Source organism: Paraburkholderia phenoliruptrix (assembly GCF_047325075.1).
Taxonomy (GTDB): domain Bacteria; phylum Pseudomonadota; class Gammaproteobacteria; order Burkholderiales; family Burkholderiaceae; genus Paraburkholderia; species Paraburkholderia phenoliruptrix.
The window spans coordinates 1,692,311-1,717,754 of sequence record NZ_CP168530.1 but is presented as its reverse complement, the minus strand read 5'-3'; the positions used below and the strand labels follow the sequence as shown (position 1 = coordinate 1,717,754).

At 63.7% G+C, this 25,444-nt stretch carries 21 protein-coding genes; 6 read left to right on the top strand and 15 right to left on the bottom strand.

Translation table 11 applies throughout. The annotated features are described in order from the left end of the window. Positions 1 to 20 precede the first annotated feature (20 nt). Positions 21 to 2,174 (bottom strand): ATP-binding protein, encoded by a 2,154-nt coding sequence (locus tag ACEN8U_RS07605; RefSeq protein WP_310107729.1) that lies wholly within the window; start codon positions 2,172 to 2,174, stop codon positions 21 to 23. A 278-nt stretch (positions 2,175 to 2,452) separates the two neighbouring features. On the opposite strand from ACEN8U_RS07605, the gene ACEN8U_RS07600 reads away from it, so the two are divergent. Together ACEN8U_RS07600 and ACEN8U_RS07595 are read left to right on the top strand one after the other, a co-directional pair. Then, positions 2,453 to 4,060: an FAD-dependent oxidoreductase gene (locus tag ACEN8U_RS07600; RefSeq protein ID WP_310107728.1), complete on the top strand. Its 1,608-nt coding sequence runs from the start codon at positions 2,453 to 2,455 to the stop codon at positions 4,058 to 4,060. Between the two features lie 112 nt (positions 4,061 to 4,172). Further along, positions 4,173 to 4,343 (top strand): hypothetical protein, encoded by a 171-nt coding sequence (locus tag ACEN8U_RS07595; RefSeq protein WP_310107726.1) that lies wholly within the window; start codon positions 4,173 to 4,175, stop codon positions 4,341 to 4,343. Between the two features lie 73 nt (positions 4,344 to 4,416). Here the strand turns inward: ACEN8U_RS07595 and ACEN8U_RS07590 are convergent, their stop codons facing one another. From ACEN8U_RS07590 to glgX, 3 genes are all read right to left on the bottom strand, one after another. Beyond that, positions 4,417 to 6,489 (bottom strand): AI-2E family transporter, encoded by a 2,073-nt coding sequence (locus tag ACEN8U_RS07590; RefSeq protein WP_310107724.1) that lies wholly within the window; start codon positions 6,487 to 6,489, stop codon positions 4,417 to 4,419. 52 nt (positions 6,490 to 6,541) lie between these two features. Further along, positions 6,542 to 6,721, bottom strand: coding sequence for a DUF2934 domain-containing protein (locus tag ACEN8U_RS07585; RefSeq protein ID WP_006047061.1), 180 nt, complete (start codon positions 6,719 to 6,721; stop codon positions 6,542 to 6,544). A gap of 105 nt (positions 6,722 to 6,826) precedes the next feature. Next, a complete protein-coding gene (gene glgX / locus ACEN8U_RS07580) occupies positions 6,827 to 9,043 on the bottom strand; it encodes a glycogen debranching protein GlgX (RefSeq protein WP_310107722.1) in 2,217 nt (738 codons plus the stop codon). Positions 9,044 to 9,241: 198 nt separating this feature from the next. Here glgX and ACEN8U_RS07575 point away from each other — a divergent pair, with 198 nt between their 5' ends. Beyond that, a complete protein-coding gene (locus tag ACEN8U_RS07575) occupies positions 9,242 to 9,643 on the top strand; it encodes a PRC-barrel domain-containing protein (RefSeq protein WP_310107720.1) in 402 nt (133 codons plus the stop codon). Positions 9,644 to 9,727: 84 nt separating this feature from the next. On the opposite strand, the gene ACEN8U_RS07570 is transcribed toward ACEN8U_RS07575, so the two are convergent. The 7 genes from ACEN8U_RS07570 to ACEN8U_RS07540 all read right to left on the bottom strand — a co-directional run bounded on the left by ACEN8U_RS07570 (position 9,728) and on the right by ACEN8U_RS07540 (position 18,347). Continuing rightward, complete coding sequence (locus ACEN8U_RS07570; RefSeq protein WP_310107718.1) at positions 9,728 to 11,977, bottom strand: xanthine dehydrogenase family protein molybdopterin-binding subunit; 2,250 nt, start codon at positions 11,975 to 11,977, stop codon at positions 9,728 to 9,730. Beyond that, positions 11,974 to 12,978 carry a xanthine dehydrogenase family protein subunit M gene (locus ACEN8U_RS07565; protein WP_310107715.1) on the bottom strand — a complete coding sequence of 335 codons (1,005 nt, stop codon included), beginning with the start codon at positions 12,976 to 12,978 and terminating at the stop codon, positions 11,974 to 11,976. Before ACEN8U_RS07565 ends, ACEN8U_RS07570 begins: the two co-directional genes overlap by 4 nt. Next, entirely contained in the window at positions 12,975 to 13,508 is a 534-nt protein-coding gene (locus tag ACEN8U_RS07560; protein WP_310107713.1) for a (2Fe-2S)-binding protein, read from the bottom strand. The genes ACEN8U_RS07565 and ACEN8U_RS07560 overlap by 4 nt, the downstream gene beginning before the upstream one ends. Before the next feature lie 174 nt (positions 13,509 to 13,682). Continuing rightward, entirely contained in the window at positions 13,683 to 14,549 is an 867-nt protein-coding gene (locus ACEN8U_RS07555) for an SDR family oxidoreductase (RefSeq protein WP_310107711.1), read from the bottom strand. A 326-nt stretch (positions 14,550 to 14,875) separates the two neighbouring features. Then, on the bottom strand, positions 14,876 to 15,334 hold the full coding sequence (locus tag ACEN8U_RS07550) for a response regulator (RefSeq protein WP_013590170.1): 459 nt from the start codon (positions 15,332 to 15,334) through the stop codon (positions 14,876 to 14,878). 146 nt (positions 15,335 to 15,480) lie between these two features. Further along, the gene (locus ACEN8U_RS07545; protein WP_310107709.1) at positions 15,481 to 17,193 is read right to left on the bottom strand and encodes an ATP-dependent DNA ligase; all 1,713 of its coding nucleotides are present in this window, start codon (positions 17,191 to 17,193) and stop codon (positions 15,481 to 15,483) included. After that, on the bottom strand, positions 17,190 to 18,347 hold the full coding sequence (locus ACEN8U_RS07540; protein ID WP_310107707.1) for a ligase-associated DNA damage response exonuclease: 1,158 nt from the start codon (positions 18,345 to 18,347) through the stop codon (positions 17,190 to 17,192). Before ACEN8U_RS07540 ends, ACEN8U_RS07545 begins: the two co-directional genes overlap by 4 nt. A gap of 143 nt (positions 18,348 to 18,490) precedes the next feature. Between ACEN8U_RS07540 and ACEN8U_RS07535 the strand changes: the two genes are divergently transcribed. The 3 genes from ACEN8U_RS07535 to ACEN8U_RS07525 all read left to right on the top strand — a co-directional run bounded on the left by ACEN8U_RS07535 (position 18,491) and on the right by ACEN8U_RS07525 (position 21,809). Further along, on the top strand, positions 18,491 to 19,393 hold the full coding sequence (locus ACEN8U_RS07535) for a YihY/virulence factor BrkB family protein (RefSeq protein ID WP_310107705.1): 903 nt from the start codon (positions 18,491 to 18,493) through the stop codon (positions 19,391 to 19,393). A gap of 151 nt (positions 19,394 to 19,544) precedes the next feature. Continuing rightward, positions 19,545 to 20,633 (top strand): cell division protein ZapE, encoded by a 1,089-nt coding sequence (gene zapE, locus ACEN8U_RS07530; protein WP_310107704.1) that lies wholly within the window; start codon positions 19,545 to 19,547, stop codon positions 20,631 to 20,633. 90 nt (positions 20,634 to 20,723) lie between these two features. Continuing rightward, positions 20,724 to 21,809, top strand: coding sequence for a hypothetical protein (locus ACEN8U_RS07525; RefSeq protein WP_310107702.1), 1,086 nt, complete (start codon positions 20,724 to 20,726; stop codon positions 21,807 to 21,809). 20 nt (positions 21,810 to 21,829) lie between these two features. On the opposite strand, the gene tkt is transcribed toward ACEN8U_RS07525, so the two are convergent. The 4 genes from tkt to ACEN8U_RS07505 form a co-directional block, all read right to left on the bottom strand. Further along, positions 21,830 to 23,914 carry a transketolase gene (tkt, locus tag ACEN8U_RS07520; protein WP_310107700.1) on the bottom strand — a complete coding sequence of 695 codons (2,085 nt, stop codon included), beginning with the start codon at positions 23,912 to 23,914 and terminating at the stop codon, positions 21,830 to 21,832. A gap of 245 nt (positions 23,915 to 24,159) precedes the next feature. Next, a complete protein-coding gene (locus tag ACEN8U_RS07515; protein ID WP_310107698.1) occupies positions 24,160 to 24,705 on the bottom strand; it encodes a cupin domain-containing protein in 546 nt (181 codons plus the stop codon). Between the two features lie 156 nt (positions 24,706 to 24,861). Continuing rightward, on the bottom strand, positions 24,862 to 25,032 hold the full coding sequence (locus tag ACEN8U_RS07510; protein WP_013590178.1) for a hypothetical protein: 171 nt from the start codon (positions 25,030 to 25,032) through the stop codon (positions 24,862 to 24,864). Between the two features lie 25 nt (positions 25,033 to 25,057). Beyond that, on the bottom strand, positions 25,058 to 25,363 hold the full coding sequence (locus ACEN8U_RS07505; protein WP_310107696.1) for a hypothetical protein: 306 nt from the start codon (positions 25,361 to 25,363) through the stop codon (positions 25,058 to 25,060). Positions 25,364 to 25,444: the final 81 nt, after the last annotated feature.

The following is a 25,444-nucleotide window of genomic DNA, read 5'->3' as shown; positions in this document are numbered from 1 at the left end:
TCGTTGCTCACGCGCATTGCTCAAGATTCACAGGCAACGAGTGCATGCAGTTCGGCGATATTGAACGGCTTGGCCAATATCGCCACGCCGAGACGCCGGGCGCGTTCGAGTTCATCGGCGTAACCGGTCATCAAGGCGATTTTCTGCGAAGGCCAGGTACTGCGTACCTTTTCCGCGAGGTCGATGCCGTTCAGCTTGCCCGGCATCTGGATGTCCGACAGCACGAGTTCGAAACGCTCGCCGCCGGTGAGGACGTCGAACGCCTGATCGGCGGTGGGCTCGTGCCGCACCTCGCAACCGAAGGTCTGCAGCACCGCTGCGACGCCGGCCGCGACATCTTCGTTGTCTTCCACCAGCAGCACCATGCCGGTGTGCCGCAGCGCCGACTGCTCGGCCACCTCTTCTGCCGCGGCCTCCTTCTGCCGGCGTTCGCGATAACGCGGCAGATAGAGGCGCACCGTCGTGCCGCTGCCCTGCACGCTGTCGATTTTCGCCGTACCGCCCGCCTGTTCGCACATCGAGAGCACCTGCGCCAGCCCGAGACCCGCGCCGGATCCGCTCAGTTTGGTGGTAAAAAGCGGCTCGAACGCGCGCCGCGCGACCGATTCGGGCATGCCCTCGCCATCGTCGGAACAGGCGATCAGCACGTATTCGCCGTCGGGCAGCAGCGTGTCGCTGCCCACCAGCCGGTTGTTCTGGCAGCGGATTACAAAGCGTCCGCCGCGCGGCATGGCATCGCGTGCATTAACCGCGAGGTTCATGATCGCGAGTTCGAGGTCGGTTGGATCGGCAAGCACTGGCCAGACATCGTCGACGATACTCAGCGCGAGCTCGATATGATCGCCAAGCGCCGCTTCGATGAGCGGCGCGGCGCCGGGCATCCATTTCCTGAGGTCGATCGGCTCCTGTTTGAGCGGCTGTTTCTTCGCGACACTCAAAAGACGCCGCGTCAGCGACTCCGCCGTCGCAGTGGCGCGCTGCACCGCGGTCATTTCCTTTTCGAGGTTGTTAAAGCGCTTAAGACGCGCCAACTCGATGTTCGCGGATACGACCATTAACAGGTTATTGAAATCGTGCGCGACGTTGGCAACCAGATTGCCGAGCGCACCCATGCGCTGCAATTGCCGGCTCGAAGCTTCCGCCGAGAGCCGCATCGCGACCTCGCCCTGCCAGCGTTCCCACGCAACCCGTTCGCCGTCCAGTTGACGCAGCGAATACAGCACCAGTATCCAGATTGCGATGCAGGGCACCGCCGTCAATGCGGCAATCACGATGAAATGCCGCCGCCACGCGTCGACGATCGCGCCGGTTGCATAGGCGCTCGACACGTACAGCGGGTAATCGCCGACGCGCCTGAACGCGACGAGCCGCTCCACACCGTCTACCGGCGATTTGACGCGCACATGCCCCGACCACTGCTTGTCGCGCAAAGCCGCGGCGAAAGCGTTCGCCGCGGGCGCCTTCACGCCTCCGGGCCACGGCGGATAGCGCACCAGCAGATTGCCGTCCGCCCGATAAAGCGCGAGCGCAAGCGACGTGTCGCCGTTCGTCAACTCGCGGTAAAAGCGTGAGAAGTACTCGCTGCGCAACGCGACCGACACGACGCCGAGGAACGTGCCACCCTCGCCGATTCGTCCTATGGCGGTGTTGAACACATTGGTCTGCGAAAGCGTGCCGAGCATCGGCAGCGAGAAGTACGGATGCGGGCGCATGGCACGCGCGGCGAGAAAGTCCTCGCGTTCGCTCATGGAGATGGCCGGCGCGGGATAAGCGCGGCTCGACACCAGCAGGTCGCCGTTCGCGCCGATCAGGTAGATGGACGCCACTTGCGGAAAGTCTCCGCCAATCTCGCGCAACTGCCGGTTCAACTCCGACGCATGCGCGCGAATCTGCGCGTCATCCTCCGTGCCGATCAATTCGACGATGCGCGACGCCATCTGCTGATTAAGGTCGAGCACCTTGACTGCCTGCTCTTCGGTCACGCGCACGAGCCGATCGATGACATCATTCGAATCGGCAATTCGCCGCTGGTAATCGAAGTAGCCATAACCGGCGAGACAGGCGAGCGGGAAAAGAATCGACACGGCGAGCACGACAAGAAGCATCCGCCGCGTCGCCGAAAAGTTGCGCGACGGCATGGGGAAATCGACTGCGACTCTCTCCGCACGCTGCACGGCCTACGTCTCCACTCAAAGTTCATACAAGTCAGTGAACTGGTCGCACGTATCGTGCCCTGCTGGTCGTGCGCTAATTCCTTACCCGGAATCTACCGCACTTTTCCGCCATGCACATAGCGACGCGCGAACCCACCACAATCTTCCGCGCAGCTGCGTTTCGCCAACGCTCGGGCACACGAATTGCTGCTCCAGAAGAACTCCCGCGCGCATCGCCGCATTGCATCGCCCCGCGGCTTCAGTACGTCGAGCGCTCTTGATCACTCCGGGAAATGCGCATGCCCCTCACTACCCGACGCGTCGCCCAGCTTTCGCAATTGCGCGAAGACCGTGCCGAGCGCGTCATCGTGGACGACCACAAGATTCTCCTGATCCGCGACGGCGATACCGTGCGTGCCTATTCCGCCGACTGCCCGCACGCCGGCGGGCCACTCGAAGAAGGCGCGCTCTGCCGCGGCCGCATCATTTGCCCCTGGCACAAAGGCACCTTCGACGCCGCCACCGGAAAAGTGCTGGAGCCGCCGCCGCTTGTGCCGCTCGAACGCTACACGGTGATCGTCGACGGCGACGACATCATGGTCAGCTCTGAGAAGCTGCCCGGCGAAACCGAGCCTGCGCGCACGCCGGAACCGCACTTCGCCGTGATCGGCGCAGGGGCCGCCGGCGCAGCGGCGTGCGCCGCGCTGCGCGAATACGGCTTCACGGGCCGCGTGACGCTGATCGGCGATGAACCGCACGCGCCCTACGACCGCACTTCGCTGAGCAAATTCGTCCCTTCCGCCGAGATGCCTGCCGACGACGTACCGCCCCTCCTCACGCCCGACTGGTACGAGCGCCACGGCGTGGAGCGGATCGTCGCGAAGGTCGCGCGGCTTGACGTGCCGGCACGAACGATCCACTTCGACACCGGCGGCGAGCTCACTTACAACACGGCATTGCTCGCCACCGGCAGCGCGCCGCGTGTGCCGCGTATTCCCGGCTGCGAGCTGAGCGGCGTGCACGTGTTGCGCAACCTCGACGACGCCGCGGCCATCGTCGAGGCCCTCGGCGACGGCTCGGCCGACGGCCTCATGCAAGGCGCCGCGTCGACGCAAGTGGCCATTCTCGGCAGCAGTTTCATCGGACTGGAGACGGCGGCCGCGCTGCGCAAACGCGGCGTGCAGGTCAGTATGATTTCGCCGGATAAGGTGCCTTTCGAAAAGCAGTTCGGCGAGCGTGTCGGCAGCATGTTTCGCGAGCTGCACGAGCGCAATGGCGTCAGGTTTCATCTGCAAGCCAGGGTCGCCTCGCTCGAAGGCGAAGAAGGCAACGTGCATGAGGTGATGCTGGAAAGCGGCGAGCATATTGCCGCCGACCTCGTACTGTTAGGCACAGGCGTTGCGCCCGCGACGGGTTTTGTCGAAGGTTTGCCGCTGCAGCAGGACGGCGGCGTGATCGTGAACGCAGGCATGCAGGCCGCGCCGGGGCTTTACGCGGCGGGAGACATTGCGGTGTTTCCGCTGCGCGAAAACGAGGAGCCCGTGCGGATCGAACATTGGCGCGTCGCGCAGCAACAGGCGCGCATCGCGGCTCAAAACATGTGCGGCGCGCGTAACCGCTACAACGCCGTGCCGTTTTTCTGGACCTATCACTTCGGCAAGAACTTCGAGTACCTCGGCCATGCGAGCGAGTGGGACGAGCTAGTCCTCGACGGCGATTTCGAGCAGCACGATTTTGCTGCGCTCTATATGAAGGACGACAGGGTCGCTGCCGTGCTCGCGTGCAATCGCGACGCTCAAACCGCGCATCTGGTCGATGCAATGCGACGCGAGCCGCTCACGCGGGCGCAGGCATTGCGGATTGTCGGGCGCGACTCGTGCGACGGCGCTGATTGGAATCCACCATGAAGGACACCGCCATCGTTCAACTCTACACGTCGATGTAAAAAGCACCCCATGTGGACCGCGCGAATCGCGAGCCGCTTTGCGCATCACATCTGTTAGTGAAAGGAGAAGCCTCATGCCAGAATCGAAGGAACAACATCCGAATGCCGACAAGACCGAGAAGCAGATCGACAAGCAGGTTGAAGACACGTTTCCGGCCAGCGACCCGCCTTCCACCGGCGGCACCACGAAAATCGTGACCGACGACGAAGACAGTGCATCCGAAGGCGAGGCCACTGGCAAATAGCCGCCGCCGCTCACTCGCAAAACGCCCGGACCGCGCACGCGCCGGGCGTTTTGCCGTGCACTTGTTGCTAGCGTTAAGCGCTTGCCGCGGCCAACGGCTCGGCACTCGTTCCCGTGCAGCACAGATGGCACGCGGCGAGCATTTCCTGCAACGAGGTCACGTAGCACTCGGCGCCCATGGCGTTTTGCAGATCGACGCTCCACTTCTCCAGATCTTCCGGGGCCCACAGTCCGACGATAATCGACACTTTCGGCAAGCGCGCGTGAATACGCCGGACCATATAGCGCAAATGCGAAGGAATGCCGTCTATTTGCAAGTAGACGAGGCAGACAAGCGCGACATCGTCGGCGTCCATCTGATCGATTGATGCACGCGAGGCTGCTTCGTGCGGCACTGCGCGCGCCGTGAAGCCATGTTTGCCGAGCAACTGCAGCACAATGGTCGTGGCGAGCGGATCCAGTGGGCCGCGGCCCGGTATGCACAGCACGCGTTGATTCGCAGCGCGCGGCATCGGCCGAGATATGTCCAGCGCGCGCACGGCGGCGGGCTCGGACGCAGGCTCCGGCGCTTCGTCATCGGCTTTGTGCGCGCTATTTTCCGCTCGCTCGTCGGCGTCGCCGCGTGGAAGCTGGCTGGCGAACACCATGTGCGCGAGCGGCGCCGCAGGCGGTGTATTGCGCCAGGGCGCGAGCGGCCCGACGTCCGCGTTGGTGTCTTCCGCAGACGGCAGCGGCGGCTCGTCCGCATAACTGTCGAGGCCATCGACGAGATCGTTCGTGGTGGACTCGATGCGCGCAAGCTGCGCCGCCGTGACGCTGCCGCGCACCACGTCATTGGCGGCCAGTTGCAGGCCCTTGATCGTCACCTCGTCGTAGTAAGCGGCTAACGAGCGTTCGCGCAGCAGCGCTTCGGCCTGCGCGATCGCTTCGTCGGGGTCGCCCGCGAGAGCGCGTTGATAAAAGTTCTCCACCGGCGTGAGCGCGGGCTGATCGCCCAGCATGACGTCAAGAAATTCCAGACGCCTGATATGCCGGCCGAGCACGAGCAGACAGAGCGTCAACGGCGTCGACAGAATCAGGCCGATCGGCCCCCAGATCCAGCTCCAGAAAATCGCGGCGACCACGACCGAGAACGGCGAAAGCCCGGTGCTGCGGCCGTACAGCAAAGGCTCGACCACCTGTCCCACCAGCAGTTCGACTGTCACGAAGAGCGCAATGGACCAGACCGCCATGTCCCAGCCGGGACTGACCGCGGCGGCCAGCGCCGTGGCGAGCGCGCCTGCGATCCAGATACCGACATACGGCACGAGGCGCAGCAAGGCCGCGAGTATGCCCCATAGAATCGGGCTCGGCACGCCGATAAAAAACAGCCCTGCGCCGATCGCGACCCCGAGCCCCGCATTCAGGCCCAGTTGCGAGACGAAGTAGCGGCTCAGGCGCCGCGCGGCCTCGTCCATCACCATGGTCGTGCGGTGCAGATCGCGCGAGCCGAAGAGACGGATTGCGCGGTCGCGCAGATCGTCGCGCTGCAGCAGGATCACCACCATCACGACGAAGACGATGAACGCGGTCTCGAGCGGACTGATGGCCGGCGACAACACCCGGCGTGCGACTTCGAGCGGCGTCGGCACGGGCTCGCGCACTTCGACGGGCACGGCCGCGGGCGCACGGCCATCCGCCGAAGATGCATCGTGCCGCGGCTCCGGCTGCGACGGTTCGACCGTGGCACGCTGCAGTGCCTGACCCGCGGCTTTCGCAAAGCGGTCCAGTTTGCCGACAGTCAGCGTATGCGCCGCTTCCATCTTGCGCTCGATCGTCGCCTGATAACGCGGCATGCCCGCGGCGAGCTCGGTCAACTGCATCGTGATCACCGCGCCGAGCACGCCGATTACCGAGACTGACATCACCACTGCCGCGAACACTGACGCAACGTGGCCGAGCTTCAGCCGGCCCAGCGATTTCACGAGCGGCGCGACGAGAAAGCTCAGCAGAATCGCGAGCGTCATCGGAATCAGCACAGCACGCGCGAAATACAGGCACGCGACAAAGCCGGCACCGACAGCCAGCGCAATCAGCGCGTCGAGACCGAACGCGGCAGGCGGTGCGTCGATGCGGGTAGGCGGCGTGGCGCGCGGCGAGTCCTTCATGGCGCTATGTGCAGCGCGTCGTTATTTATTGTGGCGCTCCCTGTCATGCTCTCTATTTTTTGGGTTCCTCTGCAATCGGCCCGCTTTCCACGGGCGGCGCTTCCTTTTCGATTTCACTGCGGGCCTGCTCCCAGTACTCATCGGGTGTGCCCTTGGGCTCGGGCGCGTGCTCCCACAGGTAGTAAGCCCGCGTGCGAATCTGGTCTTCCTGGGAGGTCTGCTCCTGTTCCATTTGATCACCTACGCTTAAAGGTCTCGCGGATGCCGGCATGGCGAAGCCGCGCGCATCGTGATGAATGCGCGTGGCCATTGTCAGGAAAGCAAGCGATATTCCCGCTCAGGGGACAGGCGGTGCGTCGCTTTCCTCGGAGGTGAGCTGTTCTTCGAGCTTTTCGAACACGCGTTGAGTCGCGCGGCTCGGCGCTTCGAGCGCGAACAGCAGCAGCGAACGTGCGGTGACCTGATACTCGTCGCCGGCGCTGAACTGCGGCAGCTCCGCGCGCACTGGCATGTTGGTGTCGAGCAGGCAGGTCCAGCGCTCGCCCTCGGGCACGTCGGGCAATCTGAAGTTGACGACGTCGTGATGCGCGTTCAGCACGAGGAGCAGCGTCGCGTCGGACGCCGGACGGCGGATCCCGCTTGCCTGCGCGCGACCGTCGATCACGAGCCCGAAGCAGCGCATCAGCGGATCGGCCCATTGCTCGGGCGTGAGGTCGGTGCCGTCGGGCGAGAGCCAGCGCGCGTCGGTCACATCGAGCGCTTCGTTGTACTCGCCCGTAAGAAAGCGGCTGCGGCGCAGTACCGGCAAGCGGTGGCGCAGCGTCGTCAGCTTCCTGACGAACTCGGCGAGCGCGCGGCCGTCGTCGTCGATACCGTCCCAATCCACCCAGCTGATCTCGTTGTCCTGGCAATAGGCATTGTTGTTGCCCTTCTGCGTGCGGCCGAATTCGTCGCCCGCGAGGATCATCGGCGTGCCTTGCGACAGCAGCAAGGTCGCGAGGAGATTGCGTTTCTGACGCTCGCGTTGCTGCCGGATCTCGGGGTCGTCCGTTGGACCTTCGACACCCATATTCCACGATCTGTTGTCCGAGTGGCCGTCGTTGTTGTCCTCGCCGTTCGCTTCGTTGTGCTTGTCGTTATACGAAACCAGATCGTTCAGCGTGAAGCCGTCGTGCGCGGCGATAAAGTTCACGCTCGCCCACGGACGCCGTCCGCGATGGTTGAACTTGTCGCCCGATCCGGTCAGGCGCGTCGCGAGGTCCGCGACCATGCCTTCGTCGCCCTTCCAGTATGCGCGCACGGTGTCGCGAAAGCGGTCGTTCCATTCGGCCCAGCCCGGCGGAAAGCCGCCCACCTGATAGCCGCCCGGTCCGCAATCCCAAGGCTCCGCGACGAGCCGCACGCTGGAGAGCACCGGGTCCTGCCGGCAACTGTCGAGAAAACCGCCGCCCTCGTCAAAGCCATGCGGCTCGCGGCCGAGAATGGTCGCGAGGTCGAAGCGGAAACCGTCCACCTTCATTTCCGTCACCCAGTAGCGCAAGCTGTCGGTCACCATCTGCAGCACGCGTGGATGAGAGAGATTGAGCGTATTGCCCGTACCCGTATCGTTGATGTAATAGCGCGGCTCGTCGGGCATCAGCCGATAGTACGACGCATTGTCGATGCCCTTGAACGAGAGCGTCGGGCCGCGCTCGTTTCCCTCGGCGGTATGGTTGTACACCACGTCCAGAATGACTTCGAGATTCGAGTTGTGAAAGGCGTCCACCATGCCCTTGAATTCGCCGACGGATTCCGTCGACGAAGCAAAGAAGCGCGGGTCGGCCGCAAAAAAGCCAATGGTGTTGTAGCCCCAGTAGTTAGTGAGGCCCTTATCGAGCAGATAGCTGTCGTTCACGAACGTCTGGATCGGCATCAACTCGACGGAAGTCACGCCGAGGCTTTTGATGTATTCGATCACCGCTTTCTGTCCGAGCCCCGCGAAAGTGCCGCGCAGCTTCTCCGGTACTTGCGGATGGCGCTTCGTAAAGCCGCGCACATGCGTCTCGTAGAAAATCACGCGATCCCACGGCAGCGGATTGCGCTCGGGGTGACTCCATGAAAAGGTCGCGTCGACGACCTTGCACTTCGGTACGAAGGGCGCGCTGTCTCGCTCGTCGAACGAGAGGTCCGCGTCTTCCGAATCGAGCGTATAGCCGAAAATTTCCGGCGCCCATTTCAGTTCGCCGATATGCGCCTTGGCGTAGGGATCGAGCAGCAGCTTGTTCGGATTGAAGCGATGGCCGTTCTCCGGCTCGTACGGGCCATGCACGCGATATCCATATACCGCGCCGGGTTTCAGGTTCGGCACGAACACGTGCCAGACCTCGTCGGTATATTCCGGCAGTTCGATGCGCTCGATTTCATTTTGCCCCGTCTCGTCGAAGAGACAAAGCTCGACTTTCGTTGCGTGCGCCGAGAACAGCGCGAAGTTCACGCCGCTTCCGTTCCATGTCGCGCCGAGCGGAAAAGGCGTACCTTCCGCGATGCGCGACGAGTAGTGGGTCGGAGATGACATAGAGGTCCCTGTGAGGAGGATGAGCGCTCGCGCGCCTTTTTAGTGTAGGCGATATGAATATCAGGCTCGCTCGTGTAGCAATGTGCGGGCCTGGTCTCCGCCAGGCGACCCTTGGCGCGGCATGAAATTTGCGGCGACGCGTTTGAAAGCTGGCTCCAAGCGCCGCGACCGGCGCCACACATAACAAGGAGAAACATCATGCGTAGCATGCAACTTCGAACGCTGCTTGCAGCGGCGCTCGTCGCGGGTAGCCTTGCGCCGTACGGCAGCGCCTCTGCGCAAGGCGCCCCGCAGTCCATCACGGAAAAGCGCACGGACGTCGTGCAGCTCGCGAGCGGTTATCGCGCGTCGAAGCTCACGGGCGCCGACGTGTTCAACAAGAGCAAGGACACCATCGGGACGGTCGACGATCTGATCGTATCGCCAGGCAGCGACCGCAGTACATACGCGATTCTCTCGGTGGGGGGATTTCTCGGCATGGGCAAACATCTGGTTGCGGTGCCCTTCAACGATCTGCAGATCACCAACCGTCGCGTCGTGTTGCCGGAGGCGACCAAAAAGTCATTGGAAGCGCTGCCGGAATTCAAGTACGCCGATTGAGGGCGTTCTAGCCGGATGAGCGGCGCGCGAGCGCAATGCTTCGCGCGCCGCGAAACAGCTTGAGCGCAACGGGGCGCGCGCGGCTTAGGCAAACAGCTTGTCGAGCGTGATCGGCAAATCGCGCACCCGCTTGCCTGTGGCATGCCAGATCGCGTTGCTCACGGCTGCCGCGACACCCACCACGCCGATTTCACCCACGCCCTTGGCGCCGAGCGGATTGACGATATCGTCGTGCTCCTCCACGAACACCACGTCGATATCGTGAATATCCGCGTTGACGGGCATGTGGTATTCGGCGAGGTTGTGGTTCATCTGACGGCCCAGATCGTGGTCGAACTGGCCTTCCTCGTGCAGCGCCATGCTGATGCCCCACACCACACCGCCCGCCACCTGGCTCGCCGCCGTCCTGGGATTGACGATGTGCCCCGCGGCCACCGCGCTCACCACGCGTGTCACACGCACCGTGCCGAGCGCCTCGTCCACGCGCGCTTCGACGAAAATGGCCGAATGCGTGCCCATGGAGTAAGCCTGCTGTTTCTCGTGCGGCTTCACGGTCGCCTGCTCCTCGAGCTGGTCGAGGCCGGCGCGTTCCAGCAACGTGTCGACGTCGATGGCGTCCTGTGCGCCGGACCCGCACACGAGCCGTTTTCCCATGCGGCGGATGTCTTCGTGCGCAGCGCCCGCGAAACGCGCGCCGCCATATTGCCGCGCCAGTTCGACAAGGCGATTGGAAAGGCGCTTGCAAGCGGCATCGACCGCACTGCCGACTGACGACACCGTCCACGATCCGCCTTCTATCGGCGCCTTCGGCAAGCGCGTATCGCCGAGTTCGAAGACGACGTCCTGAAGCGACACGCCGAGCGCATCCGCCGCGATCTGGGTCATCGCGGTGTAGGTGCCGGTGCCGATATCCGCGGTCGAACTCGATACGGTCACGCGTCCGTCCCGCGTGAGTACCGCTCGCGCCGATGCTTCGTTCTGCATGGCATCCCACGCACCCGTCGCCATGCCCCAGCCGATCAGTTCGTTGCCCTCGCGCCGGGCGCGCGGCGCGAGCGGCCGCTTGTGCCAGCCGAAGCGTTGCGCGCCTTCGCGATAGCAGTCTCGCAAGGCCTTGCTCGAGAACGGCAGGTTCCTGTTCGCATCCCGCTCGGCGTAGTTGATGAGGCGCAGTTGCAGCGGGTCCATCCGCAAGGCTTCCGCCAGTTCGTCCATCGCGACTTCGAGCGGGAAAAGACCTTGTGCCGCGCCCGGCGCGCGCATGTCGGCGGGCGTGGGCACGTCGAGCCTCACGACCTTGTAGCCGAGCGTCACGTTCTCGCATCGGTACAGCTGGCCGGCCCAGTTCACCACCACGTCGCAGTAATCCTCGTATTGCGAGGTCTCCGACACCGCTTCGTGAATCACCGCCTGCAGGCGGCCGTCGGCGGCGGCGCCGAGCGCGACCCGCTGGATGGACTGCGGCCGATGCGCGAATGTGAACATCTGCTGGCGCGTGAGGGTCACGCGCACAGGTCGCTTCAATTCGAGCGCCGCCATGACGGCGAGCGCAAGGTGATACTGCGGTCGCAGACCCGAGCCGAACGCGCCGCCGACGAACGGCGAGACCACCTGCACCTCGTCGTCCGTCAGGCCGAACACGGCCGTCAGATACGACTTCGTATTCACCACGCCCTGGGTCTTTTCATAAACGGTCAGACGTCCCTGTTCGTCCGGCACGACCGTGCAACCATGCATTTCCATCGGATTGTGATATTCAGCCGGCGTACTGTAGAACGCATCGACGCGCGCCGCGGCGCCCGCCAACGCGCTATCGGCGTCGCCGCGCGGTTCGGGCGGCGGATCGAAGCCGCCTTTTTCCGTGGACGGCGGCTCGGCATGCATCAGCGCCTCGCCCATATCCGTCTGATGCGGGGCCGATTCATAGCGCACGTCGACAAGCGATGCCGCATGACGCGCGAGTTCAAGCGACTCCGCGAGCACGAGCGCGACCGGCTGGCCGCTGTACCACACACGGTCGTCCCAGAGGGGCCTCAGTGGGCTTCCGCCGGGCGCGACCTTGTCCTTGTAGGGCTTGTCCTCGCGAGGCAGCTGTGGGCGGTTCTGATAGGTCAGCACATGCAGCACACCGGGCAACGCGAGGGCCGCGGATGAGTCGATCGACACGATGCGTCCCGCCGCGATCGTGCTCGATACCACGAAGCCATACGTGAGTCCGCTGGCGGGGAAATCGGCGGCGTATTGCGCGGCGCCGGTCACTTTCAGTCTGCCGTCGACACGCTTGTGCGGCACGCCGCGCGCCCGCAAAGCCGGCAATGTCTCAGTGCGGTTCATCGCGCCGGCTCCTTCAGTGAACGTTGCGCTGCCATGGCGAAGGCACGCTCGATGGCGCGCGCGGTCAATTCGATCTTGAATGCGTTGCCGCGGCGGCCACGCGCTTCGCGCAGCAGGTCAGTGGCAAAATCGCGTACCGTGTCGACGGTGAGCGGCTTGCCGCGCAGCGACGCCTCAGCGTCGGCGTTGCGCCACGGTTTGTGCGCGACGCCGCCAAGCGCGCAATGCGCATTGACGATCGTGTCGCCGTCGAGTTCGAGCCCAAGCGCGACCGATACGAGAGCGAAGGCATACGACGCCCTGTCGCGCACTTTCACGTAAGCGTGATGTTCCGCAAAGCCCTGCTTCGGCAATTCGACCGCAGTAATCAGTTCGTCTTCGCGCACGTTCGTGTCGAGGTGCGGCGTGTCGCCCGGCAAGCGGTGAAATTCGGCGAACGGCAGCACGCGCGAGCCCTCAGGACCGCACAGATGAACCGTTGCATCGAGCGCCGCTAATGCGACGCACATGTCGGATGGATGCACGGCGATGCAGTGTTCGCTTGCGCCGAGAATCGCGTGCATGCGATTCACGCCTTCCATTGCCGGACAGCCGGTGCCGGGCTCGCGCTTGTTGCAGCGCGTGCCGGCATCGTAGAAATAAAGGCAGCGTGTGCGTTGCAGTAGATTGCCGCCGACGCTCGCCACGTTGCGAATCTGCGGCGACGCACCGGCGAGGATCGCTTTCGCCAGCAACGGGTAACGCGCGCCGATGGTGGCATCGTAGGCGGCGGCGCTGTTCGTCACGAGCGCGCCGATTTTCAGGCCGCCTGTCGCCGTCGGCTCGATCTGCCTGAGCGGCAAACCGTTGATGTCGATGACAAGCTGCGGATGCGCAACATTTTCGCGCCACAGGTCCACGAGATTGGTGCCGCCCGCGATAAATGCAGCCGCACCATTCGAGCGATGCTGCTGAATGGCCTGCGACACATCGCTCGCGCGCGCATAGGAAAAGCGGTTCATGGCAGCGCCTTTGTGTCCGCGATACCGGCCGCGTCGAGAATTGCAGCAACGATGCCGGCATACGCGCCGCAGCGGCACAGGTTGCCGCTCATCAGCTCGCGCACGTCGGCGGCGGTTTTCGCGCGGCCTTCCTGCAGCATGGCGACGGCGGAGCAGATCTGCCCAGGCGTGCAGTAGCCGCATTGAAACGCGTCGTGATCGATGAAAGCCTGTTGAACCGGATGCAATTGCTCGCCGTTCGCGAGTCCTTCGATCGTGGTGATCGAAGCGCCGTCGTGGACGGCCGCGAGCGCGAGGCAGGTGTTGATCCGCTGACCGTTCACGATCGCCGTGCATGCGCCGCATTGCCCGTGATCGCAGCCCTTCTTGGTGCCGGTCAAATGGCAGTGCTCGCGCAGCAGGTCGAGCAGTGAAGTCCAGGCTTCCACTTCGAAGCTGTGCTTCCTGCCGTTAATGTCGAAGCTCACCGGCAGGCGCTGAACGTCGCTCGGTACGACGTCGAGCGGCCTTTGCACAGTGGGAGTGTTCATGAGGATTTCTCCTGACGATGAGTCACGCACAGGAAGCGCACGGGACGAACTATCCACGCACGCAATCGCTGTGCCCGGCAGGATGACGAAAAATGCGGATGCGCGCAAAGCTCCCGCCAGCGCGGTCTGTCCGGGCTCGCAGACCGCACGGCAGGGAACTTTTAATCAAGATACCTAAATAATCGGCGAGCCGCCTGTGACGGCGATCGTAGCGCCCGAGATGTAACTCGCTTCATCGGATGCCAGCATAACGTAAGCCGGCGCAAGTTCGGCAGGCTGCCCCGGCCGCTTCATCGGCACTTGCTGGCCGAATTTTTCGACTTTTTCCGGCGGCATCGTCGACGGAATCAACGGTGTCCAGATCGGCCCGGGCGCCACGCAATTCACGCGTATGCCCTTCTCGGCAAGCAGTTGCGCGAGGCCGCCCGTGAAATTCTGGATTGCGCCTTTGGTCGTCGCATAGGCGAGTAAGCCGGGGTTCGGATGATCGGCGTTGATCGACGTCGTGTTGACGATCGCCCCGCCGGGCTTCATGTGCTTGACCGCGGCGCGCGTGATTCGGAACATCGCGCCGATGTTGGTATCGAAAGTCTTGTCCCACTCGTCGTCGGTGATCGCATCGAGCGACGGGTAGGTCATCTGGTACGCTGCGTTGTTGACCACCACGTCGAGCCGGCCGAACGCCTCCACGGCCTTGTCCACGATCGCCTTGCAATGCGCGCGGTCCGTGATGTCGCCTGGCACCAGTACCGCCTTACGCCCCGCCTCTTCGACCCAGCGCGCGGTTTCGCGCGCATCGTCGTGCTCGTTCAGATAAGCGATGAGCACGTCCGCGCCTTCGCGTGCAAAGGCAATGGCCACTGCGCGGCCAATGCCGCTGTCGCCGCCCGTGATGATCGCCGCCTTGCCGGCAAGGCGGCCCGAGCCCTTATACGACTTCTCGCCGTGATCGGGCTGAGGTTGCATCTGCGCGGTGCGTCCGGGCGTCTGGTCCTGCTGCTGTCCTTCGAACGGCGGCGTGGGACGTTGGGTGTCGCTCATTACGGTCCTCCAGAATGCTGATGAACATATGCGGCGTGCGAAACGCACGGCGTCGCAACAGTTTTAGCAACCGGCGGGCCCGCACACAGGCGGTAGGAGGGGGATTCGTGCTGCGGCGATATGCATGGGAATAAAACGCAAGACGACGGCGACGGAGGGCAACGGCATGCGAGCGCCTGGGTGACGCGCGGCACATGCAAGGATACCGGCCAACCAGATCGGCACCTGAATTGTGCAACCGAGCCGACAACTGAATCGACAACCGGGTTCGCCAGCCCGACATCTGCACTCGGGGAACCGCAGTTTTTTCAAACCCCGCGCAGGCTTTACGGCGGTCCCACCGCATGCAAGGCCGCCGCCGATTCCAGCACGCGCAACAAACGCTCGGGCGTCAACGGCTTCGCGCAATGAGCGTCGAAACCGACGGCACGCGCCCGTGCGCGGTCGTCACGCGAAGCAAACGCGGTGCATGCCACCAGCAGCATATGGGCCGTCGACGGATGCGCGCGCAAACGGCGCGCAAGCTCGAAGCCGTCGAGTCCCGGCATTTTGATGTCGAGCACCACGGCGAACGGTTGCCACTCCGACGCCATGTCGCACACCGCGTGCGGGTCTTCGAGCGCGCGACATTCGAATCCGTCCGCGTTCAACAGCATCTGCAGCGCGTCCGCCGCCTCGCGATAGTCGTCCACCACCAGCACCCGACGGTGTGAAGCCATCGCATACTGTATTGGCCGCCATACGACCACGTCTTCACTGTCGTCGAGCTGGTTATCGAACGTCACCGTCTTCTCCTTGTATCTTGCGGATGCCGCTTTGCAGCACCCGGCGCAGGCTCGCAAGATTCGCTCCCGCGCCGCACTGCGCTATCGATTACATGCTTGCTGATTACATGCTTTCTGACTACATGCTTTATGAATGACTGCGACGTTCAGGCCGCACGTTCGTCGATAAAGCCTTTCAGCATCGCGAGCGTATCGGCGTCGTCGATATGCTTGTCCGTGCGCCAGCGCAGCATGCGCGGGAAGCGCACCGCCACGCCGGACTTGTGACGCGTGCTCGCCTGAATGCCTTCAAAGCCGATTTCGAAGACGAGTGTCGGCGTGACGCTACGCACCGGTCCGAATTTCTCGATCGTAGTCTTGCGCACAATGGCGTCAACCTGGCGCATTTCCTCATCGGTAAGACCCGAATACGCCTTCGCGAAAGGGACGAGCGTGCGCACGCCGTTCGCTTCGTCCCACACTGCGAACGTGAAATCCGTGTACAGGCTCGCGCGGCGCCCGTGTCCGCGCTGCGCGTAAACCAGTACGGCATCGACCGCGTAAGGGTCGATCTTCCATTTCCACCACGTGCCCGAGGCCTTTGTGCGGCCCACGCCGTATAGCGACTCGCGCTCCTTGAGCATCAGGCCTTCCACGCCGCGCGCGCGGCTCTCTTCGCGCAGCGCCGCCAGGGCCTGCCAATCGGTTCCGCAGACGAGCGGCGATACCCGCAGCAGATCGCCCGCGAGCGAATCGCCGAGCGATGCAACAAGCGTGTCCAGACGTGCACGCCGGTCTGCAAGCGGCGTCATGCGCAGATCTTCGCCGTGGACTTCGAGCAGGTCGTAAGCGAGCAATGCAGCGGGCGAATCAGCGAGAATTTTTTTGCTCAGCGTCTTGCGTGCGATGCGCGGTTGCAGACGCGCGAACGGCAGCGGCATGGCACCGCCCGGCTCCCACGCGAGTATCTCGCCATCAATGACGAAGCCGTCCGGCAGCGCCTCGCCAAGTGCGACGACTTCGGGAAAACGATCAGTGATGAGATCCTCGCCGCGCGACCACAGCCACACGCGTCCCGCGCGCTTGACGAGTTGCGCGCGTATGCCGTCCCACTTCCATTCGATCAGCCAGCGCGACGGATCGCCGAGCGTTTGCGGATCCGCCTGCAGTGGATGCGCGAGAAAGAACGGATACGGCAAACCGAGATCGCTGTCGTGACGCTCGCCTGCAGGCTGAGCGTGGGGGCCGTCCGCGCCGTCTGTGCCGTCCCGCGCCGCCGCCCCGGACACGTCAGGCGCGATGAGGCGCAGATAGCGCGCGGCATCCGGCTTCTGTCGCGAATCGGTCCATCCGACCATGCGTTGTGCGATCCGCTTGTGGTCGACACCCGCCACCTCGGCGAGCGCTCGCACCACCAGTTGCCGCGCAACGCCGACGCGAAAACCGCCGCCTATCAGCTTCGTGAGCAGAAAACGGCCGCTCCAGTCGAGTTCGTCCCAATAGCTGAAGAGCCGCGTGCGCAATGCTTCGGGCTCGAGCCCGCGCAACGTGAGCACACGCTGCTCGATCCATTGCGTGAGTCCCAGTTCGGAAGTGCGCTGCGCGGGTGGCAGAATATGCGCGATGGTCTCCGCGAGATCGCCGACCGCGTGATACGACTCGTCGAAAAGCCACGCGGGCAGGCCCGCGCGTTCGCGCGCAAACTCGGTGAGCAGACGCGTGGGCACCGACTGCCGCGGCTTGCCGCCTGCGAGGAAGTAGGATGCCCATGCAGCATCTTCTGGATCGGCTACCGAAAAATAGCTGGTCAGCACTTCGAGCTTGTCATGCGTGGACGTGGTTGCGTCAAGCGCGGTGTAGAGAGCAGCGAAGCGTTTCATGAACGGCTCTCAGTGTCGTCGAGCGCACGGGCGCCGGGTTCAAGGCTCGCTTCGACGGCGGCTTGTTCGACGGCACTTTCGGAAACGGTTTCGACGCCGCCGAGCGCATCGGCTTCGACTGCATCGTCGCCGTATTGCGTCGCGAATGCGCCGGCCTCGAGCCCTTGCTCGCGCAGCCATCGCACCATCGGCTCGACCGAGCCATGCGTGACAATGACGCGTTCTGCGCCGGTTGCCTCAATCGCCGTTTGCAGCGCGGGCCAGTCGGCGTGATCGGAGAGGACGAAGCCCCGGTCGACGCCGCGTCTGCGGCGCGCGCCGCGCAAGCGCATCCAGCCCGACGCAAACGCGTCGCTATAGTCGCCAAAGCGTCGGAGCCAAGCGCTGCCTTGCGCCGACGGCGGCGCCACGATCAACGCCTCTTTGAAAACGCCCTTTTCTTTCGGCGGGATTTCGCTGACGAGCCGCACTGGCGGCAACCGCACGCCGGCCTCGCGATAGGCGCGATTGAGCGGCTCGACCGCGCCATGGCAAAAGATCGGCCCGATGCCCGCGTCCACACTCGCGAGCACGCGCTGCGCCTTGCCAAACGAATAGCAGAACAGAACAGAAGCGCGTCCTTCGGACGCGTTATGACGCCACCATGAATCGACGCCGTCAAACACGGCTTGGGGCGGGTCCCATCGGTAGATCGGCAGGCCGAACGTGGATTCGGTGATGAATGTGTCGCAACGCACGGGCTCAAATGCGTCGCAGGTCGGATCGGGGTCGAGCTTGTAATCGCCGGATGCGACCCACACGCAGCCCCGATACTCGATGCGCAACTGCGCGGAACCCAGCACATGTCCCGCCGGATGCAGTGAAACGGTCACGCCGTTGATGTCGAGCCGCTCGCCATACGCGAGCGTTTGCAGCGAAATGTCAGGCAGGCGGGACAGCAGCACATTTGCCCCGGCGCGCGACGCGAGGTAATGCCGATGCCCGAAGCGCGCGTGATCGGAATGTGCGTGCGTGATCACGGCGCGCCCGACGGGCTGCCAGGGATCGATATAAAAATCGCCCGGCGGACAATACAAGCCCTCGGGCCGTGCAATGACGAGATCCCCGGGGCCGGCATGCTCCGCTGCGATGTTCGAGGTGGGTTCGGATGCCATGTCAGGAAGGTAAAGCAAAGCCTATTCCCGGCACCATTTTTGCGCCGGAGACGCACATGGCTGTTTTCTTGCTTACCGTTCCGTTCAGGCGCATCCGTATGCGCCGCCGTCGGCGGCTCGAGATGCGCGCGTGGCGAGGGCCCATGCAATTCATCATCGATCGGCGCACGCTTTACGTTGCCCAACATCCGGGCCGGTTCACGCTCGAAACGCTGAAGGCTTTTCGAGCCAACCAGGGCCTCCTGCTCGCGGGCGCAGTAGCGTATTACGCGCTGCTTTCCATCGTCCCGCTAATGATACTCATCGTCATCGCGCTGTCGCGCGTCGTGCCGCAGCACGTGCTGCTGCCCGCGCTCGGCCATCTGTTGCGATGGCTCGTGCCGGGCCAGTCGCGCGCGCTCGTGCATGAGCTTGCCAATTTTCTCGCTCATCGCGCGGTGATCGGCTGGGTGCTGTTCGTCACCATGCTGTTTTTCAGTTCGCTCGCCTTCACCGTGCTGGAAAACGCGATGTCGTTGATTTTCGTGCATCGCGTCGTGATCCGGCGGCGCCATTTTCTATTGTCTGCGCTGCTGCCTTATTGCTACATCCTGTTCCTCGGCATCGGCGCGCTGATCGTGACCGTCGTGTCGACCGGTCTCGAAGCCGTGGGTGCTGAAGGCTTTGACCTGTTCGGCACGTATGTTTCACTGCAAGGCCCTTCGCGCGTACTGCTTTACCTGCTCGGTCTCGCCGGCGAGATTTTCGTGTTGACGTCGATCTATATGGTGATGCCGGTCGGGCGGCCATCGCTGAAACATGCGCTGTTTGGCGGCATTGTCGCGGCCGTGTTGTGGGAAATCACCCGGCACGTGCTGGTGTGGTACTTCGCGACGCTCTCACAGGTCAGCGTGGTGTACGGCTCGCTCACCATGGCCATTGTCATTCTGTTCAGTCTGGAATGGCTTGCCACGTTGCTGCTGTTTGGCGCGCAGGTGATCGCGCAGTACGAACGCTTCGGCCTCGAACCAGAAGGTGCGCCGAAGGAGCCGATCAAGACGGGCTGAAAGCGGGCCGGCAGCGCGGGGACACGGCGCGTTACAGGCTCAGGTAACATGGCGCGCATCGCCGCTTTCTGCGCGGCAAGCCTGAAGGACCCGACAATGAGCGTTGCTCAGCGCAACAACCTGAATCGCTGCCTGCACAAGAGCGCGCCCCATGCTAGATGAAGCGCTGATCGCAGCGCGCCTGGCCGCGCACGGCATCGTCCCCGATGCGAAGCAACGCGACGCCATCGCGGCGCTCGCCGCGTTGCTCGGCCCGGCAACAGGCCCGAATCAATCGCGATATCAAGGTGTCTATTGCCACGGACTGCCCGGACGCGGGAAAAGCCTTGTCGTCGATACGGTGTTCGAACTGGCGGACTGCCGCAAGCGGCGGCTGCATTTTCACGAGTTTCTGCGCGAGATGAACCAGCGCCTCGTGAACGAGCCGCGTGGCGACGACCGGCTCGGTTCGGTGTCCACGCAATGGCTCGACGGCATCGAACTCTTGTGCTTTGACGAATTCCACGTGCACGATATCGCCGACGCGTTCCTCATGGGCCGGTTTCTCGACACGGCGATCAGGCTCGGCACGCGCATCATGCTGACATCGAACTATGCGCCTGAGGGTCTGCTCTCCGACCCGGAGTTTCACGAGCGTTTTGTTCCGACCATCGAGCAGATCAAGCGACACTTTCGCGTCATTCATTTCGACGGCGCACGCGACTACCGTTTCGGCAGCGAAGCGCACCCCTCGCCGCGTTTCTTTTCCCCGCTCGATGCGGCGACTAGCCGCGCGCTGCAGGACCTTTTTCTGCGCTATGAAAGCAGCGGCGCACTGCAAGCGACGAAAGTGAACGCCGCAGGCCGCTCGCTGACAGCGCGTGCGGTAGGCGCGGCGCTGCTGTGGGCAGACTTCGAAACACTGTGCGTAGAAAGCCGCTCGCATCTCGACTATCTCGACCTGGCCGAGCGTTGGCAAGGAATCATCGTCGATCATGTGCACACAGAATGGCTGACGAAACCGCAGACGCTGCAGCGGCTCGTGTGGCTCGTCGACATTCTTTACGATCGTAAGCGTGCGCTGTTCATCGCGTCGGACCAGCCGATTCATGCCGCGTTGCGCGGCCTCGGAGGCGCACATGATCTATCGAGAACGCTGAGCCGGCTTGCGCAAATGCAATCGCGCGCCTATCGCAATACGTTGGACGACGCGATAGACCGGCCAACGTCAACAGAGAGCGAGCCGCAGCGCCACGCATAACGCAGCCGCCGCGCCGCTGGGAACGTTCCGTGCTACCGCCGTTCAGACGACTCATTCTTCAGCGGATAAACACGCTGCTCCTTCCCGGTCATGATCAGAACCGCTTCGGTTGCCGCCGTACTCTGCGCGGCCTGCCTGACTTCTGCCTGCGTGCATATCGGACCTTCGCGCCTGAAAGCCGACCAGGTCGACTATGCGCGCGCACTCGGCGACGCGAAAAAGCGCGAGATTCTTGCGGCCGTGGTCGGCTTGCGCTATGGCGATGCGCCCGCGTTTCTGACCGTCAGCAGCATCATCGCGGCGTATACGTTCGATGCGAGCGGCGGCGCCACAGCCAATGCAGGCTCGGGCAGCCAACCGAACTACGCGCTCGCCACCGGCAGCGTGTCCTACTCGAATCACCCGACCTTCACCTTCACGCCGACGACTGGCGAGGCATTCGCCTCCGCATACATTCGCCCGCTAGCGCCCGCGCTCGTGCTGCCGCTCGCCGAAGGCGGCATTCCGATCGATCTGCTGTTGCGCATTACCGCGCAATCGGTAGGAGGCCTGCAGAACGGCAATGCGCTCGGCGGCGAAAACAGCGCCGGCGCGCCGGGTTTTTTCGAGTTGCTGCGCGCGCTGCGGCGGCTGCAACTCGCGGGCGAGCTGAACGTCGAATCGCGTAAAGTGGGCGACAGGAGCGATCAGATGAGCGTCTTTCTCGTGATGGGCGCAACGACGAGCGGCGACTCGCCGCAAATCACCGCAGATGTCGCCCGGGTGCGCAAGCTGCTGCATCTTTCGTCGAATACGCGCAGCTACGAAATCGTGTACGGCCCTTCGTCGGCGTGGCAGAAGGCTGACAAGATTCCGATGGTCACGCGCTCGGTGTTAGGCATCCTGACGGATCTCGGCGCGCAGGTTCAGGTGCCTGCAGAGCGCATTAACGACGGTTCGACAAAGCCGACCGTGGGTCTGATCGGCGGCGAAACGAGGCCGACCATCATTGTCCACTCCGGCAAGACGGCGCCCGATAATGCCTACGTCATGATTCCGTATGGCGGATCGTCCTACTGGGTGGATCGCAACGACTTCGACTCGAAATACGCGTTCACCGTCGTGCAGAATCTGATGGCGCTCGCCGAAGCCGACACGAGCAGCAAGGCACCTGTCGTGACGATTCCGGCGAACTGAACTTTGGGCCCGGGCGGGTGCTAACCGCCCTTTCGCTGGCCTTGCACTCGCGCAATCTGCTGCTTCGCGGCTTCATAGACGTGCTCGGGCGTGAAGCCGAACTTCTTCTTCAGATCCGCCAGCGGCGCGGACGCGCCGAACGTATGCATCACCACTTGCGCGCCGAGCCTGCCGACGTAGCGGTCCCAGCCAAGCGTCGCCGCCTGCTCGACGGCCACGCGCGCATCCACATCCGGTGGCAAGACCGCGTCGCGATACGCCTCATCCTGCCGCTCGAACAGGTCCCATGAAGGCATCGAGACGACACGCGCCGCAATGCCCTCGGCTTTCAGCTTCTCGTAGACATCGGCACAAATGGACAGCTCGCTGCCGGTGGCGAGCAGAATGACTTGCGGCTTCTGGCCGTCCGGTGCGTCGGCGAGCACATAGGCGCCCTTCTCCACGCCCTCGGCGGACGCATAGCGGCTTCGGTCGAGCGTCGGCAGAGGCTGACGCGACACGACGATGCACGCGGGACGACGCTTTTGCGTCAGCGCCACGCGCCACGCTTGTGCCACCTCGTTTGCATCGCCCGGACGCAGCACCGTGAGGCCCGGCACGCCGCGCAGCGACGCGAGCTGCTCGATCGGCTGATGCGTCGGGCCGTCTTCGCCGACGCCGATGGAGTCGTGCGTGAAGACGTAGATGGCCTCCACTTCCATGATCGCGGAGAGGCGAATCGGCGGCTTCATGTAGTCGCTGAAAATCAGGAACGTGGAGCCATACGGGCGCAAATTCGACAACGCGAGACCGTTGACCACCGCGCCCATGCCGTGCTCGCGAATGCCGAAATGCAGATTGCGGCCGCCGTAGTTGTCGTATTCGAAGCTGCCCGCACCCTCGAATTTAAGGTTCGTTTTCGTGGACGGCGAAAGGTCGGCCGCGCCGCCGATGATCCACGGCACACGCGCCGCAATCGCATTCAGCACTTTGCCGGACGACTCGCGCGAAGCCATGCCCTTCGGGTCCGCGTCGAATGCCGGGATGTCGTTGTCCCAGCCGACCGGCAATTCATGCGCCTCGATCAGCGCGAATTCGCGCGACAGCTCCGGGTATTGCTTGCTGTAAGCGTCGTATTTTGCCTGCCATTCCTCGCGCGCCGCCTTGCCGCGCGCACCGATGCCCTCGGCAAAGCGCTCGTGCACGCCATCGGGCACGTAGAAGAATTTGTCTTCTGGCCAGCCGTAAAACTTCTTGGTGAGCGCGACCTCCTGCACGCCGAGCGCTTCGCCGTGCGCGGCGGCGCTGTCCTGCTTGTTCGGCGAGCCCCAGCCGATAATGCTGTTGACTACGATCAGCGTCGGCCTGTCGGTCACGCTTTTGGCCTCGACGAGCGCTGCTTCGAGCGCCGCCGCGTCGTTTGCATCGTCGACGTGCAGCGTATGCCAGTGGTAACCGCGAAAGCGGCTTTCGACGTCGTCGCTATAGGCGAGATCGGTGTGCCCTTCGATCGTCACGCGATTGCTGTCGTAGATCCAGATCAGATTAGAGAGCTTCAGATGCCCCGCGAGCGAGGCCGCTTCGTGCGAGATGCCTTCCATCATGTCGCCGTCGCCGCACAGCGCGTAGACGCGGTAATCGAAGAGCGGCGCGTCCGGTTTGTTGAAACGGTTCTCGTACCAGCGCGCTGCCATCGCCATACCGACACTGTTGCCGAGGCCCTGGCCGAGCGGACCCGTGGTCGTTTCGACGCCGGTCGTCATCCGGTACTCCGGGTGACCGGGGGTTTTGCTGTCGATCTGCCGGAAACGCTCAATGTCCTCGAGCGACACTGCCGGTTGCCCGGTCGGCTTGCCGTCTTCGTCGACGGCCTTCACGTTCGCGAGATGCAGCAGCGAATACAGCAGCATCGACGCATGTCCGACCGACAGCACGAAGCGGTCGCGATTGGGCCACAGCGGCTCGTCCGGGTCATAGCGCAAATGGTTTTGCCACAGATGGTAGGCGACCGGCGCCAGCGCCATGGGCGTGCCGGGGTGGCCGGAATTGGCCTTCTGAACAGCGTCCATCGACAGCGTGCGGATCGTATTGATGCACAACTGATCGAGGGCGGGATCGTTTTGCATGGGACACTCCTTGTTCGGCCGTTGGGACATTGCCCGCGCGCTCATGCGGCGTCGCAGGCAAACGATGGTCAGGCGCTATTCAAACGGTATTCATGGGACGCGACGCGCGAAGAACCCGGCAAGCCTTGACGATGATGCGCCGATGCGCGCAAATCTGCACGCAGCGTGACATCGCCCGGTGCTGAAAGGATTGTCTCGAGGCCCGCGCAAGCAAAGACGCCCCACACGAGGGCAAGCGACGGACCCTACGCCGCATCCAGCCAGTGCTCGCAAAGCGGACCGTGTTTGCCGTCGACGGGATCGAGCGGCGGAAACGGCAATGCGTGCATCGCGGCGAGTTCCTGCGGCGTGAGCGCTTCGCGGCGAATGTCCCACTGCTGACCGGCCGGGTAGCCGGCCACCACGCGAAAGTGTCCCTGAAACGATTGCAGACAATGACCGGTGCCGGCGGGCAGCAGCAGCACATCGCCGGCGGAAATGCTCACGACCTTGCCACCCGGGCCGCCGACGATCACTTCCGCGGATCCTTCGCTTACGCCGAGCACTTCGTGCGCGGTGGAGTGGAAATGGTGGTAGTCGAAAATGCCGTCGCGCCACTGCGGCGGCCATTCGTTGCGCGCGAACAGCACTTCGAACGCGGCCGCGACATCGCCGATTGCGGGATCGATCGCCTGCCGGTAAACCAGGACCGGCAACTTGCGGTTATTCGGTACCCAATCGTGCGGTTCGAGCATGAAGGCTTCGTACTCGGTTTGCGCGGCGTCGAATGCGTGCTTCGAATCTTCCTGCATATCTGGCTCCTGTGCGTAGCGATGCACGCCCGATGCACGCACATCGGCAACGGGCGAGTTTGCATCGACGCATAAAGTGCGCCTGCCCCGCCCCTGCGCTATGCATGCGATGCGCGCCCACGCATCACGCATGTCGCCGCAGCCCACATTCCGGCATCACCCTCCGCCTATGCCTTGCAGCACTTTTCCGGTGCCGCCGCATACCGTGCATTGCGCTCCTTCCACTTTGCCGGTTCCGTGGCAGGCGCGGCAGATGTCTTCGCCGACGCCGGGTGCGTCGGGCGGCGCTTCGTCGCCGGGATTCAGCGGTTCGTTGTCCTGTTGCATGTGCCTCTCCATTCGTTTGACACGCTCAGTTCTGAAGCGATGCGCGGCCGCCGCCGCCCGCAGGCTCGCCATGCGTGCCCGTGCCGAGCGGAACCTCGGCGGTCTGCTCGGGATGCTGATTCGAGCGAGGCGGGTTGGTTGCCTTATCGACGCCCGTCTGCACGACCGGCTCGATGCCGAGCGGGCTCGGCTCGACGTAATGCGTGCCGCTCGGCTTGTTGCGCTCTTTCACTTCGGGCGCGAGTTCGGCTTCGGCGGGATTGCGGCGAGCTGGGTCGGTCTGCTCCGCAGGCTGCGCGGGCTGCGGGTCGGGCTGCATGTCGGGTTCCATGTTGCGCTCCTTTGTTCGGCTACTTCTCACGCCGCAGCAACATATGGGCCTTAAATGCGCGGGCGTCAATGCGGGGCTCAG